The following is a 15,936-nucleotide window of genomic DNA, read 5'->3' on the forward strand; positions in this document are numbered from 1 at the left end:
ATGTCACTACTTACGGAGATTGACAATGACCTTGGACGATTCTCCAACGAGCGTCAGTTTGCTTCATTCCTAGGCTTGATTCCCACTTGTCATAACAGTGGAGAGAAGACTTCCAGTGGAATGAAGACATTCAGAGGCAACCATCAGATAGGTCCACTGATTGTAGAGGCAAGCTGGGTTGCCATCAGGAACGACAGGGAACTGTCTAATTGCTACATTAACTACTGCCAGAGGATGAAGCCTCAGACAGCCATCATCAAGATAGCCAGAAAACTCGCGTGCAAATTGTTTGCCGTATTGAAGACAAAGAAGAAATATGTACACCAATAAGGTATTACATACTGGACACATAACAACAGACCGCAAAGTCGGACTCACTTCGTATATGATAATGACCACTCTTGGTTTTTGATGAGTAGCTTGCTCCTACATCTATGTACAAAATTGTGGCATTTTTACTTTGGATCTGAAGAAGTAAAATGATGAGCACCAACGTGTGCTACATCTAATAGAAGTTTGATCCGATGGTCTGTTGCTTTATGTGACTTAGCAAGTGTCCAAAAGGGCATTTGCAGGGTGTGTCATGCTCCAAAAGTGACAGAAATATGGCAAAATGACTTAGATCACCAAAAATAATAGTCCATTTACTTGGAATGCAACATAGAAAAACCAAGAAAACCCCTTGAAGAGTATGGCGGCTGCGCCGCTGCTGTGATGCTTCCGTTTTGGTCTTATAAGAGCAAGCTCTTAACGCCCAAACCGACAGCATCCCCCGTGCCTTCTTTCAGAAGGCTTCCATTCTCTTCAAGGCGATAAACAGAAATAAACCGTTCAATGGTAGCACGATGAATTCGCCACCTACTCGGCCTTACTACGGCTCAGTCGCTGCGGCTTTGCACTTGATGAATTCACAGATAAGATGCAGTTCCTGCCGGGAAAAGGTTTATTTTTGTTTATCGCCTTGCGATGGATGCAACCCGACAGGGGGATGATGTGGCAGGCTGAAAATCCGGAGCTTGCTCGGGAATTTCCAGCCGGCACAGCATCAAAGGCTCGTCAGAGCCGTTTGCATCAAGCGCAAGGGGTTTTTCCGGTTTTTGTCTTTCATTCATTCGTTCAATTTCTGAACATTTCGCGCGTTTCGTGTTCCAAAATAAATTAATGGCTTTTTAATGAATCAAATTCATGATCATTAATGTTTCAAAAGGGTACGCTCCTAAATGAAATGATGAAACTTTGCTCCCGTGACACCTCGGTGACGCCTGTGACGCCTGTGACGCCTGTGATACCGTCACCAACCCGTCACGTTCGTTTCGTTCGTTACGCACGATTCATTCGCTTCATCCGTTTGATTCGTGTTCAAAAACTGAATGTATGGTTCAATGTATAGTTTGTGTAGGGTTTGCACCGCAAACCATACATTTCGTAACACGCGGGAAATCAGTGAGATGCAGGGTTAAATGTAGGGTTTGTGTATAGTTTGCATAGTTTTTTCTTGCCCTTGTAATATGGTATATATAATCACTCCATCGAGATGAAAACTGCGAGGAGCTTGTCCTATACAAAATGAAAGCCCAACTTCTTTCTTTAAAGAAGTTGGGCTCACCCTTTTATGGTTTAGCGGACAGTAATAGTTCAAAAACAAAATCAAGAAAAATGCCCATTAAATGAATCATTGACGAATCATTTAATGAGCATGAAAGGAGAAAATTCGCGTTTAAGAACAAACGGTGAGAAAATCGTGTTCAGAACGGAATTAGTGGGTTCACATCACCGTCACCTTCGCGTTTGTCACTGCCTCGTCCGTACGGCACTCGATGACATAGACGCCGGGGGAGAGGGGAACGGAGAGTGTCGGTGTGAACGGCGTCATGCGGTAGAGCGTGCGACCGTCCGTGCCCACCACGTGGACGAAGGTCAGCGGGTGAGAAGAGCAGGAAGTGATGGTCACCTTACCCTTGTCCGCCATCACTATCGGACGAGCGTCCGTGGCATCGTCCATTTCCACGTCCTCCGTGGATGTCTCGGAGGAGAGGATGAAGTAGCGTCCGGCGGCGTTGCCTGCCACCTCCGCGGTGGCGATGCCGTTCTTTGCGTTCAGTGTCAGCGGCGTAATCTCTCCCGTCAGGTTGTCCAAGAGCGAGAGCGTTTCGTTGAACGTGTGCAGTCCTTTGAACGTCAGGAGTGTCGTTTCGTCCGAGCTGCTGTAGATGCCGAGCGGGAGACGGTGCATGGCGCGGCGTTGGTTGATGGTGGCAGCCTGGTGACCAGCCATCGTATAAACAGTGGGAGCGTCCGCTTGTGTGGCGTCGAGCAAGGTTTCCAGGTCTTCAGCTCCGTCAAAGTCGTTTTGACTTTCCGATTTCTTCATCACAATCGCTTCGCTGCGCAAGTTGCCTCGGCTCGCCACGATTTGCAGGGTGGGAGTGAGGGATGCGAAGGGAGAAGCCGGTGCACGGAGGATGGTCTGCGTGGCTCCTGCCGAGGTTTGCATCTCGGGTGTGAAGTTGGCAGTGAAGGTCGTGCCGGGGGTGGTGGCTTTCACGAAGAATCCTTGTCCCGGAGCCAGGATGCCGTCGGTGGTGAACGTTCCTTCGCCGTTGGCAGCCACCCATCCGGTGGCGTTGTCGCCGCGCATCACCGCTGTTTGTCCCGAGGCGGTCAGAATCCAATATTTCTTCTCCAGTCCCGTGTTGGCTGCAAAGAACTTGGTCATGTCGAGCCCGCAGGCGAGGGGGTTGCCCAGGAGGAAGAACCGGTTGTTTGTCACTCGGTTCGTGGCGGTGAGGCTGAACGTGCCGTCGCCGTCGTCGGTGAAGAAGCGTCCTGCCTCTTTGCCGACTCGGTCAATGCCGGTGGCGTTGCTTCCCGTGGGGTTGTCATTGACGAAGTAGTCGTAGGACGTGTCTTCCTTCGGCACACGGAAGAGCAGTTGGGAGTAGGGTGCTCCCGTCTTGTTTGAGCTCTTCGTTTTGATGGAGAAGCCGCCTTCGCCGTAATAGACATTCACGTCATTGTAGGAAGCACTCCACTCGGCTCGGATGGCAACGTCTCTCGGTGTGGCAGCCACCGTGTTGGGGTCACCCGGCGTGTTGAGATAGTAGAGTTTCGCCTCTCCCTTGTCCCATCCGCGTTGATAGACGGCGGGGCTGAAGCGGTCATAGTTCGTGGTGTTGAAGGTCACGTCTTGGAAGTATTCCGTTTCCTGTCTTCCCGTGGCGGTGGGAGCATACCAGTCTCCGGCATAGACCCCTTTGATAGGCACGCCGAGCGTGTACCATCTGTCAGCGTCCAGCGCATATTCCATCCACGCTTTCTTGTAGTTGAGTCGTTCCGTGTGGAGCAGTTCTGCGTTGGGTTGGAGCACCACGTTCTTCACCTGGTAGGTTCGGAAGGAGGAGCAGGCATAGTTGTTGTTGGCGTTCAGTTGCTTTTGAATCTTCAGTTCATATTGAATGTCCTTTGAAGCACTGTTGTTCAGGTCGTCCACGAGTTTCTCGTCTTCCGTCTCGTTGTTGGCAGAAACGGCATAGAGGTCGGGTGCGATGGCTCCCGGTGCGATGATGACGTTTGTGCTGTGGATGGGGACGAAGCCATTGGAGGATTTGTTTGCCTCGTTGGTCAGATAGCTTCCCGTGTTGTGCAGTTCGGTTTTGTCGGCGCGTGCCCAGTTTCGGTCGTTGGTCCAGTCACTGTTTCCGGCAGCTCCTGTCCAGATGAGGTTGGCGGGCACGATTTTGAGGTCCGCCACCAGGGTTCCTTCGCAGGCTTCGATGGCATCGTCAGGCTTCGCTCCCGGGAATTTCTCTTCAAAGTTCAGTTGGATGGTATAGGTGTAGCCCTCTTTCGGCTGGAATTCCTTGAAGAAGTAGAACTGCATGGAAGGATTGGCGTCACCGGTTCCTGCGGTGAGGTTGGTGATGCGTCCCACGCGTTTCATTTCGAGGTTGTTGGTTCCGGTGCCTGTGGCGACGAAGACCTGCATGTCCGGGTCGTTGGTTGCAGTGAGATAGATGGGAGCGTAGGTGTGTCCTCCTCCGTCGTTGAAGAACAGTTCCTTCATGCCCACTGCCGAGCCCGTGTTGACGAGTCGGATGTCTCGGAGCGGCACTTGCATCTGTGTGGCAGGCACGTCGTTGAAGTTGTCTGCTACTTCAGCCACTCTGACCTGCGTGAGTTCCGTCAGTGAGAGTCGGATAGGCACGTTTGTCATGTAGGTCGGATAGGCAGTGTCGGTTTGTCCGTCCTTCATGCCCGGTGCTTTTCCGTCCACCATGACGTGTAGTTCTTGTGGTTCGTAGCAGTAGGTCACATCCGGGTCAAGCGCTTCCGGTTCGATGGGAATGACGGTGATGTTCTGTTTCGTGTTCTCCGCGATGTCTGCAGGCATGGAGACGTTGAGTGTGGATTGGTGGAGCACGAGGGGAGCGACGTGTCCCGGTGTCACGATGTTGCCCAATGCGTCTTGAACGTCGGGTGTCGGTTCGGTCAGTTTTGCCAGTCCTTCGATCATGGCAGTGGTGAGTTCAAAGACTCCCAGTGGGTCCTGTTGCGGTGTCACCTCGCTGAGTGAGACGGCATTGGGATAGAAGTGTCGGAGGTTCTGCAGTGCCAGGCGCAGTCCCACGTCGGAGGGAAGGATGTCCGAGGTGAGTTCGCGCACCACGGGTTCTCCTGCGGCAGTGATATAGACCTTGGCAAAGCCCGCCCAGACATAGTCCAGCCACCAGTCATAGTAGGTGATTTGTTCTTCCGTGTCGCCGGTGTCTGTCTCTGTTCCTTCCATGTCCATGCCGATTTGTACGGACTGTCCGGCACAGATTCCGATGGTGTTGTCATCGATGCTGCTTTCTTTGTCTCCGTTTCCGAGAATCTTGAACGGTTGTGCGGTTTTGAAGACGGAAGCGATGACACAGTCGGTGCCCATCTGGAACTGTTCCCAGGCGTCGTTGTAGGTGATGGGGTCGTCACCGTAACGCACCACGAAGACGAGATAGTATTTCGTGTTGGCTTTCAGTTTCTCGGCGTTGATTCGGTCGGAGATGACGATGTATTTTGTTCCATCGACCACTTCTTTGCGGAGGAGGGAGGTGCTGAGCGTGTCGTTCAGTGCGTCTTTGTATTTGAACTCCGGGATGTCGTCATACATCGTGTTGAGTTCGATGCTGTGGAAGGGGTAGATGGAGGGGTCGGTGCTGTTTTTGTCTCCCACGAGTCCGGCATAGTAGGCGTTTCGGATGTCAGTGGTGGTGACACCCTCGGCGCGACCGGCGGCGGAGGCAGCCAGTGTCTGCTCGTAGATGGTGCTATCGACGAGACAGTACCACAGTTTCGGGTTGATGCCGTTTGGTGTGGGTTTGTTGATTTCCAGACCAAGGGTTTGGAGCAGACCGACGTAGTCACTGGTCATCTTCACGAGGGTCACCTCGTGGCCGCAGACGGGTGTGGTTTTCGCCACCTGGATTTCCGGTTTGCTGGCGAACACTTCGACGTCGTCCAGCAGGATGTCGCCACCGGATGAGTTCGTACAGGCGTTGTCGATGTTGAGCAGATATTCTCGGATGTCCTCCGTGCTGTTGTTCACGAAGGAGAAGAAGACTTGCTGCCAAACCCCGTAGTCGTCAAGATATTCTGCTTCTGAACCATCTTTTTTCCTTGACACTTTGTTAATCGGTCCTGGGCAGTATTTATAGAGATCCACGAGTCGTCCGTCCGATGTGCGTCCCTGCACGGTGAAAATGACGTTGGCAGGATAGCCGTTCTTGTCATTCGGGGAACATATCCACGCGGAGACATAAAGGCGGGATCCGGAGCAGAGTTTGGAGTCATACTTGATGGATGCGATTGCACCTGGTTGTTCGGAGGCATCCACATAGAGGAAACCGCTGTTCGAGGGGGCGTTGTAGGAGGCACCATAGACTTTGTTGTAGCAACGAGCTATGGAGTAATAACTGTAGTCGTATGTGTTAGACTGCTGATGATTGGTCTTGAATCGTTGGGCGATGGTGTAGGAACCCCAACTGTTTTCCACGACGAAGTTGTTGTTGTTGAAAGCCCCGCTGATGGGTTGGAAACAGTAGGAGCAGTTGTCATATTGGATGGGGTAGCGGTAGGTCAGTTCGTAGGACGAGAGCGGTGCTCCGTCTGCCGCCTTTGCTGCGGTATGCTTTCCGAAGGGTGGAGTCTGATAGGAGAGGAAGTCTTCCGTGTCAAAGGTGATGGAAGCCACGGGTTGTCCCAAGATGCTCTTCAAAGATTCCGGGGAGCGGGTGTCTTTGAAATTCCCGGATCCATCCACGCCAATCACTTCGGTGAAGGGACGCGGCTCGGTGTCTTCGTCGAAGTAGAGGACGATTCGGGCGAGCTGATACATGGCTGCAGCGCCGGATGAACCAGCCGTTCCGCCATCGCGGGCATAGACCTTAATCACGCAACTGTCGCCCAATGCCTCTCCTGCATCCGTGGCTGCAGCTGCGCCGGGATATTTAAAGTTGATGAATCGTTTGGTGCGGAGGTCTGCGTTTTGCTGTTCTGCGGTGGTCACCGGCCAGTCGGTGATGCCGAATCCTTGGATGCAGGCGGGGTTTTCGCCACTGCCGACTGCATCGCCCTGCGCATCGACTTGGAATTCGATGTGGTCGTAGGCGGTGATGTTCTGCAGATGTTCGTCGTCTGCAATGCCCTCTTTGTAGAACCAATAGTTTTGCAGTTCGTTCTGCAGGGGCACGGTGCAATGGTGTGTGCTGGTGCTACGTTTCTTCTTCGGGAAGTGGATGGTCAGGTTTTCAAGCCATTTTGTGCTGCCCTTGGTGCATTCCATGAGCTTGTCTGCCATTTCTCGGGCATTGCGAATCTCAAAGATGTTGCGCGACAGCAGGGTGGGCTCGATGAGGTTGTCGTTCTTGGGCAGGACGACCTCGTTACTGGTGGCGGTGGCATCATAGACACTGTTGCCGTTGTCGCCGAAATAGTCCACGAAGTCGGTGTACATGGAGGCGTCCATGCCCACGATGTAGGAGTAGTCGGTTGGACATTGGTCAGGCATTTGGAAGTAGAAAGTCCCCCCGATGAACTCTCCGCTGTTTTGTCCGTTGAGTTTGAGCAGGGAGCCCATCACGGTGCCGTTGGCATAGTCGCGGCGGGACTGCTGGCTGAAGGCAATGCGGGAGGAAGGAATCAGTCCGCCGGTCTTGTAGTCATACCAACGCTCGTAGGCTTTCACACGAGTATCTACATAGCTACCATAATATAATTGCGTGGTGGGAAGCACAATTTGTCGTTTCTCCCCTTGCTTCATGTAGATGGTGATTTTGAACTCGTTGGTCTTCTGTGTCCTCTCTCCGGTGTAGGGGTTCACGCTCCAGCCCTCTTCGGAAGGTTGGATGAAGCCCGGACGGACGTTGCCCGTTTCTCCGCTGACCTCTTTCACCAGCCAGGAGCGTTTGGGAATGATGCGGTATTGGGTGTAGTCCTCGGCTTCCACCACGTCCTCCAACGTCAAGCCCACTTCCGGTCGGGTTGTGGTGAGGACGACATCGTAGGTGCCATCGGCGTTGGCGAGCAGGGTGAGATATTGTCCGATGATGGGGTTGTCGGTATCGTCAAGGAGCGAGTTGCCTCCTCCATCGGTGGTGTTCGGACCGCCCGCAAGTTTGATGCAGCCGGAATGGGTGTCGCTCAGCGGGAGATAGGTGAAAAGGTCTGCCTGGTCAGCATCCTTTGTCACGTCGAAGGTCTGGTTCGTCTGGTTCCAGCAGAGATATTGTCCGTTCTTGCTCTCCAGCTTGAAGCCGTAGGCAGTGCCGTTGTAGCACCAGAGCATGTCGTTGCGCACCTCCTTCACTTCGCCCTTGGCGTCGAACACATCGCCCACGCCATCGGAGAGGTAGAGATTGTCGGGAGTGAACTCTTTGAAGTTGATGAAGAAGAAGGTTTTCTCCGTGTCGTTGGAAAACTTCGGCATCATGTTCTCTCCGAAGAAGAAGGCACCCTTGGCAAGTTCTGCGGTTTCAGTGTTGGCGGGATAGGGAGAGGCAAGGCTCAGGGTGTTTTCATCGCTGCGTTGGAGGAAGCTGCTCGGAGTGTCGGGCATGGTGCCGTCTTCATTGAGGGGGCAGATGCTCCAGAGAATTTGTTCGCTTGTGTTGCTTCGGTTCAGCCAGAGATAGAAGTGGGCAGGTTTGTTGGCAAGCGTGTCTTCGGAGAGAATGAGGTTGCCGCCATCGTCGTAGCAGAGATATTTCCCCGTGCCGTTTTTCAGGATGAAGTCAAATTCGTTGCCAATGTTCTGCCAGAACTGTCCTTGGAGACGGTTGGGAGTCTCGGTGGTCAGCGCGGCGGGGTCGCCGTTCACTGCCAAGACGGGGTCGTCGGTCACTTCCAGCATTTGCAGGTAGCGCCAGGCTCCCGAGCCTTCCTCAATGAAGTCAGGATAGATGTCTGCCTTCTCAAAGAAAAGATTGTTGTTGGCAGTGCCGGAGTCGACATAGCCAAAGCCAATCCAGTTGTTCACGTGGCTGCCATTGGCATTGGCATATTGCAGGGCACGTTTGCTCAAACCGGAGATTTGTGCCTGCCAGGTGGTGAGCAAGGAAGTGAATTCCAACGGGCGCAGGATGGTGGCTTCGTCAATGTTGGCTGTGGTCTCCATCTCCGAGCCGTTTCGTTTCAGATAGTTTCCGAGTGCGCTGACAAAGATGTAGTCGCCGAGGTATTGTCCATCCGTCTGCACGGGCATGATTGCCCAGAGTTTGCTCATCGAGGCAGACGGGTCGGCACCGATGATGTCCTCGCCTGCTCCCGCATCCTGCATGACTTTGCCGGAGTTGGGGAAGCGCAGATAGTAGAGCGTCATGTCTGCCTGTGAGGTGGTGGGAAGCGGGTGTTCCGGACCGGAGGGGAACTCGGCGAAGCGGATGACGGAGTAGCGGCTGTCGGGCAGCACCCATTCCACGGGACCGCCTGCCACACCGGTCTGACCCAGTGCCTGAGTGCCGTCGGTGGAGAGGAGTTGGAAACGCACTTCTCCCGTGGCAGATTCGTAGGTGTTGGGTTGGAGGTTGAAGAGATAGGCTTCGGTAGCATTCTCAGTCATGCTGAAGGCGGTGCCATCGTGGGCAATATACTTTCCGTTTCCGCTCTTCAGTCTGGTCTGAGTGGGCGTGTCGTCCACAAATTCCGGAATCCAGATGAATCCGGCTTGGTCTTGGTCGGGGGTGGTTTTGAACTGAGCGCAGGGACTGTTGCCGTCGGCTCCTTCAAAGAGAGGCTGGGAGGAGAGGGCAGAGAAGAGCACGTAGGAATCATTGATCGTCATCGAAACTTCCTCAAACTCCACCTTGGTACCGACGGAGGTGTTGCCCCATGTTCCGACGTCGCCTCCATCCACAAAGAAATAACTACCATTTGAACCAATGCGGATGGCCCAAGTGCGGGTGAAGTCGTGGCTTCCATCCACTCTGTCGAGGGCTTCGCAGAGACGCACCACGGTGGCGTTCGCCTTTTCGGTCGTGGTCTTCAATCCGCTGTTCTCGCGGAAATATTCTCCGAAGAAGTTTTTGAGATAGAAGTCGCCCAACTCGTTTGCCTCCTCAAAACTCCACATGTAGGAGTACTTCTGATTGTAAACGAGTGAAGGGTTCAGCGGAGAGGCGAGCGTCTGCGACGTTCCGTTGTAGCGGATGTAGCGATTGGGATTATAGACCAACTTCACGTAGTTCCACTTGGTTTCGGTGTTGGTGGTGAGCGCCGGCATTTTTCCTCCTCTGATGTCGTTTTCCATGCGGAGGAGGGTGTAGCGGCTGTTTTCCGGAAGTCCCGTAGTGAGCACGCCGTTCTTCAGTCCGAGCACAGAGTTGTCCGCCTTGGACTTGAGGTGCCAGCGCGTCATGGGGTTGTTCAGGTAGGTGTTGGTGGTGCGCATCATGGAGGCGGCTTCCGCTTCGGAGGCAGTCAGCGTGAAGGAACCGTCCATGTTTTGTTTGAGATATTTGCCATTGCCGTTTCTGACGTGGCAGCCGGAGGATTGATGGATGAGTTCCCAGTAGCAACCGGGGTCAGTGGGGGCGGTCTCTTCCGTGAGCATCACGCCGAGCGTGCCATCACCGAGTTCGGTCAGCACCGTGCGTCCCCACCCCGAGAATTGGATGTAGCATGCTGTGCGCGGGGTGTAGGGTTCCGCGTGAAGATAGGTGCAGTCTGTGGAGGCGGTGGCGAGTGTGGTTTCCCGAACCACGTGGTCTGTGGTGGAAGCCATGCCGAGCGTGTTGTTGGCGGCATCGCTCAGTGCCATGACGATTTGGAAGGCGTTGCGGTTGACTTCGTCCTCCACGAGGCGGAAAACCGTGATTGCTCCGGAGCTGTAGGCTTTGATTTCAAAGTGGTCAGTGGCGTGGGTGAGATATTTTCCGCCGGTGTTCACGATGTAGAAGTCGCCGTTGTTGCCGTAGGGCACGAGTTTCCAGCCCTGCACTTCTGCATCGGCAACCGCTGCCGCACCGATGATGGAGGTTGGAGTGGTGGCGTCGAGGAAACGTTCTTCGTCACTGAGTCCGTTGGTGAGGAAACTGAACTGATACCAGTGTTCCTCGTTTGCGGAGGAGAGTTTCGGATAGGCAGCACCTGAGACGCTCGCTTTGTCGGTCAGAGGTCGAATCAGTGAGAAGCGGGAGTCATAGGGGGCACTGAAGGTCAGCGTTCCCTCGTTTGTCACGCCAAGTGCTTTGTTGGGGTCAGCGCCGAGTCGGAACTGAAGGCGGGCGGGAGCGAGTGCCTGTTTGTTGTAGGTGCTGTGGTCTCCTGTCCAGACGCAGGCTGCTTCATCGGCAACGGTGGTGCTGCCGACGTTGGTGCCGTCCCAAGTGAGATATCGTCCGGCAGTGTTCTGCAGGACCCATCCCGCAGTGTTTTTTGTGAGCGACCAGGTGTAGGCTTCGGCAGCGTCGCTTCCGGTCAGACTGCGTGCCGTGGTCTCGGCATCGGTTGCCACAATCGCCTTGGCTTCTCCCATGCCTGTGGGCTGCAGAATCTTGTCGGAAAGGCTTTGCAGGCTCTCATCGACGGCGACGGCGACGAAGACGGTGTAGTTGTTGTCATCATTGGCATACCAGTGCTGAAGTTCAGAGTTACTGCCTCCCGGCCAGTTCATGTATTGAGTGCCGGAGGCGTAAGTGTTTTTCAGCATCCATTTGGTGTTGAGGGTGGCATTGCTCTTGCCATCAGGATGGAGCACCACGCGAATCTTGGCGGCTTCGCTGCGTTGGGAGGTCAGGACATAGTTCGTGCCGTCCCATTTGAAGTATTGACCGTACTGCGAGATGATGTAGTATTCCCCCAGCCCCGAACCGTCATCCACCAGTTTCCAGGTGCTTTGCGGCGTGGCGGGGGATGTGTTTGCCACGGCGGTGATGTTGGCTCCCGGTGTAGAACTGTTGAAATATTTGTCTCGGAGCGAGATGCGGTAGTAGTGGGATTCTGCGGGGGTGGAGATGAGCGGCACGGCAGCCGTTTCCGGATGTTTGGCAATGCCCTCTGTCAGTTCAGTGTAGGTGGCATAGGCTTTCAGAACCGAGAAGCGGCTGTCTGTTTTTTGCTTGGTGACCGACGTGAGATCATAGCCTAAGGCATGTGTTCTGTCATTGTAAATATAAAATTCCGTGCGAGTCGCACTTCCGTTGTAGGTGTTTGCATCGCTGACCAAACGTAATGGTTCGGTATTGCTTCCGAGAGGTGTGACTTTCACTTGTTCTCCGTCCAGGGTGAGGTAGTTGCCGCGGTCGCTCACCAGAAGAAGTTTCAGGTAGAGAGCCCATTTGCAACCCAAATCCGCCTCGGCGACATCGCCGCCTTCCTTCACGGTGGCTGGGGCAGGGGTGTCATCGGTGGCAGTGCCGTCATCGCAGAGGATGCCGCGCCCCATGTTGGAAAAGTGATAGTAAGAAAAGGTGAGGTTAGTGGCTTCCGAGAGGTCGGCGGGCACGAAGGAGAGGAAGTTACCGCCGTCATTCTGATCATAGCCCTTCAATGGTTTCCCCGTCAGCGAACCGCCCTCCGGGTTCATGTAGGTGTGGTCTGTGGCACTTGCGGTGTAGGTCCCATCACCTGCGGGAGTCAGATTGGCTACACAAAGTTCGTAGGAATCCGGAAAACCGGGATTCGTGCTCACGGGGAGCATGATTTCCGTGGGTGTGTCGGAGAGCTGATACGTTCCAAACTGTCCGCCGGAATATGCCAAGTATAAACCCGACGCTTTGTTGCGGAGTATATAAGAATCAGTTGCGCTTCCTTGCTCCACCTTCCAGAGATTCGCATCCCCCGGCATGATGGGTGTGCCGGAGAGAAACGTGCCCTCTTCGGGAGTCTCACCGTCGTAACCCACGAGGGGATAGTGTCTCAGGTATTCGTAGTTGTCATGATTCCCCTGATTACGGTCAAATTGGATGTAGTACCAATAGGTGTGGGTCTCATCGGAGATTTTGAACGGCAATGGAGAAGCAGCCGCGGGAAGTCCGAGGCAGATGGTGAGGAGCAATATGTAGAAACGCGTAAGCATGGTTGTATTTACGGTTTATTGGGTTTGCAATCAGATGCTTGTTTGCGGGTTTATTTCGCAATCAGATAGATGGTGCGGTTATAGACCTGTGTGACGACGGGGGAGACTCCGGGGTCGGAGGTGATGATTTGCAGGGAGAGTTGGACGGAGGCAGTGCCTGCTGTTCCGTTCAGTGTGCCGAGGATTTCTCCGGTGTTCACGTCAAAGTGTGGCTGTTCGCTGAAGATGCCGGTGTCGCCTCCGACGGTGAGCGTGTAGCTTTGGATGTGAGATTTGTCGGTGAGGGAGAACCAGTTCTCGGGTTTGTCTTTGTCAGCAAAGGCATAGACATGTGGAATGAGCGTGAGTTCACCCGCTCCCTCAAACTCGGCATAGTAGTTTTCATTGTGCTCCGTCAGTTTGAAGCCGGGATAGCCGCCGATGGGGGCGTGCATGAAGGCTTCGAGGTGGAGGACATAGTCTGTGATGGCGATGTTCACCAGTGGCATGGAGTTGCGGGGAATGCTCGTCACTTGCATGTAGGCGAAGCGTGTTTCGGTTTCGTTCTCGGCATCGCCCAAGGCGGAGCTTGCCGTCTTGCCTCGCTCCAGGGTCAGATAGAGCGGGAATCTGGCGGTGGGGTGGTCGGAGATGCTCGCGTTGAAGTAGTTTGTGGGCAGGTTCACCGCATTCTCCGTGGTGGTGGCGGTGGTGGGCACGAGCACCGCATCGTCCACACCGGCTTGGTAGTAGATGAAGCTGCTGGTGCGATGAGCGGCGGGGAAGCTGACCCCCACCAGACCGTTGTCGGTCTTTGTGGGCAGCAGATACATCAGAGAGGGCTTGCCCTCGGCGGTAGAATCGTTGGCAGTGATGTTGCCGAGTTCCAGTTTCTTGACCCATACGGGCTTACCGGTCTTGTTGGTGAAGTAGAGCTTCATCTTGGAGAGCATGCGCACCACCTGGAGGTTGATGGTCTTGTTGTTGTCCACGGCATAGGTCTCCTTGTTGCTCATCGGGATGCCGGTGTAGGCTGCAAAGCCTGGTGCTCCTTCATTGATGACTTGGAATTGGTTGAAGGAGCAGGGATAGGTTTGTGAGGTGAGGTTGGCGGGCAGGGCAGCGCCTCGGTTGAAGGTCACGGTCTGAGACGCGCCGCCAATTTCGTAGTTCAAAGTGGCGACGCTCAGTTCGTTGGCGACGGCGTCTGCGCCGATGTAGTCTGTGGAAGAGAAGTTGACGAAGGAGTAGAAATCGTAGGTTCCGTTTTCTGTGGTGATTTGCATCAACTGCTTGCGCTCGACGGCGGTGTTGTTGTTCGCTTCATCGATGTCGAGTTTGATGATGTGGTCGATGATGGGCGAGGCGACAGCCGTTCCGTCACTTTCTTGTGTTTTCACCATGACGACAAATCCTCTCTTCATCAGTTCTCCCGTGGTGGCATTGGGGTCATCGGCACGTCCGGCAGTCTGCACGTGGTTGGTGCCGACGGAGAGGGTGATGACGGAATGACCGGGAGGGACGACTCCGGAGTCGGAGGCGAGGTCATCGTCGGCACAGGAGGTGAGCAGGGCGGTGAGGGTGAAGAGGAGGAAATATCGGAAGTTCATGCTTTCTGTATTTTTGTAGGGGTGTTCTATAAATTACGGGATAAGGAACGTTCAAACAATCAACTCAACCTAATTTTTAGAACACCCCTGTAATGATTGCTGTCCGGTAAACAACGGAGTCAAACCATTAAGTTCGTTTGTCGGACAGCCATGTTTTGAGATTGGTTTCAAACTGCCGCGGCGCCGGCTCACACCTGAATGTCCGGCACGTTGACGGGCGTCCAGTCCTTCACCTCGACGAGGATGAGACCGAGGGAGTTCACTTGTCGGATGTAGAGGCGATAGTTGCAGTTTCGCACGATGCCATATTTCATCGGAATGTTTTCCGAGTTCGTGTTGGAGGGGTCGGTGTGGCGGATGAAGTAGGAGTAGGTCTTGATGGTGTAGGTGTAGGAGTCGTCCGGTTGCTTTTTGGCATAGAAGCCGCTGAAAATGATGCCCGTGGCATATTCCTGCTTCGGCGAGGAGGTGAGCACGGTGTTTTCTCGTGTGTACCACATCGGACGATACCATATACTATCTAATGTGTCTTCTTTGTAGGCGGCTTTGTAGCTGAGGCCTTCTCCGCTTGCCACTTTCTTCACCGTTTGGAGCACCGTGTTGTCCAGCGGGTCATTTTCCGATTGAGCATAGACGTCAGCGTAGGGGAGGAGATATTTCCCGGTGAAGAGGGTGGAGAAATTCGCGGAGTTTTTCAGTGTGGTGAGCGGGTCGAGCACGAAGTTGTTGCCATAGCCCTCGCTGTTGAAGGTTTCGTTTCCGAGGCAGTTCACGATGCCTGTGTTTTCAAATTGCGAGACGCGTTTGAGCACGTATTCCGCTCCGTTGTAGATGTTCACGGGAGTGGCGGCTGTCATGTAGAAGAAGTCGCCGGTGAACTCACCGCTGGTGGAGTTCATCACGGGGAAGCGATAGGCATTTCCGATGTGGTAGGGCGTCATTCCCACGGTGATGTCCGTGTTCCAATCGTTCCATTCTCCTCCCGGGGAGGGGTTGGTGGAATTGGTGTTTTTGTCGTAGGGTTTGCTGTTGTCGCCGGGTGAGAAGTCGATGCGTGCCGCCATGCGTTGCACGTGGAGGTTGGCTTCGATGAGGTCGCCGTGTTCTGTGTCGTCATCGCTGGTCCAGTGGTCGGTGCCGAGCACCTTGATGGTTTCGTCCTTGGCGGAGGACATGCCGAAGAGGAGGTAGTCCTCGGGTGCAAAAGAAGAATAGATGCAGATGCGTTCGGAAGTGAGGTCGCGCACTTCCTTGAGTGTTTTTCCGATGAGGCGGGTGAGGTCTCCCTGATTGCAAATGGCAATTGCGTGATAAGTTCCTTTGATGATGGGCTTTTCGAGGCGCACGATTTCGGAGGTATAGACCTTGTTGTAGGGGGCGGCACCGTCCGTCACGGTGCTGGAGAAGCGGTGGGTGTAGAAGCCGTATTGAATGACGGTGTTGTCGTTGCCGTTAATGCCGTTCTCGTCTTGATAGAGCAGGAGGGTGAGATCCTCGATTTTATATTCGTTGGGCAGTGCCCCCGCATAGCCGTCTTTTTCGCTCGGTCCGTCTGCTCTTCCCTCTGCGCTACCGTCGCCGACGCGGAGACTGATGCGGAAGGCTGGATTCTCCACATATTCCACGGGCACCCCTCCGTCGGAGTCGGAGCAGGCGGCGAGCAGCGGCAGCAGGAGTATGCCGATGCACAGGCGGAGCAATATGTGGAAACGGTGGAACATTGGGAGTCAAAGAGTCAAAGAGTCAAAGAGTCAAAGAGTCAAAGAGTCAAAGAGTCAAAGAGTCAAAGAGTCAAAG

General features: G+C 54.2%; 5 protein-coding genes. 2 read left to right on the forward strand and 3 right to left on the reverse strand.

The genetic code is table 11. The features are described 5' to 3' along the window. On the forward strand, positions 1-330 hold a 330-nt coding region (locus tag I6E40_RS09170), incomplete at its 5' end, for a transposase (protein WP_235386743.1). Positions 331-919: 589 nt separating this feature from the next. After that, on the forward strand, positions 920-1,162 hold the full coding sequence (locus I6E40_RS09175) for a hypothetical protein (RefSeq protein WP_235386744.1): 243 nt from the start codon (positions 920-922) through the stop codon (positions 1,160-1,162). A gap of 603 nt (positions 1,163-1,765) precedes the next feature. Here I6E40_RS09175 and I6E40_RS09180 read toward each other — a convergent pair. The 3 genes from I6E40_RS09180 to I6E40_RS09190 form a co-directional block, all read right to left on the reverse strand. Next, a complete protein-coding gene (locus I6E40_RS09180; protein WP_235386745.1) occupies positions 1,766-12,550 on the reverse strand; it encodes a hypothetical protein in 10,785 nt (3,594 codons plus the stop codon). Positions 12,551-12,600: 50 nt separating this feature from the next. Then, positions 12,601-14,139 carry a hypothetical protein gene (locus I6E40_RS09185; protein ID WP_235386746.1) on the reverse strand — a complete coding sequence of 513 codons (1,539 nt, stop codon included), beginning with the start codon at positions 14,137-14,139 and terminating at the stop codon, positions 12,601-12,603. 188 nt (positions 14,140-14,327) lie between these two features. Beyond that, complete coding sequence (locus tag I6E40_RS09190) at positions 14,328-15,860, reverse strand: fimbria major subunit (RefSeq protein WP_235386747.1); 1,533 nt, start codon at positions 15,858-15,860, stop codon at positions 14,328-14,330. Positions 15,861-15,936 lie beyond the last annotated feature (76 nt).

Origin of the sequence: Prevotellamassilia timonensis (genome assembly GCF_021531665.1) — a bacterium.
GTDB lineage: Bacteria > Bacteroidota > Bacteroidia > Bacteroidales > Bacteroidaceae > Alloprevotella.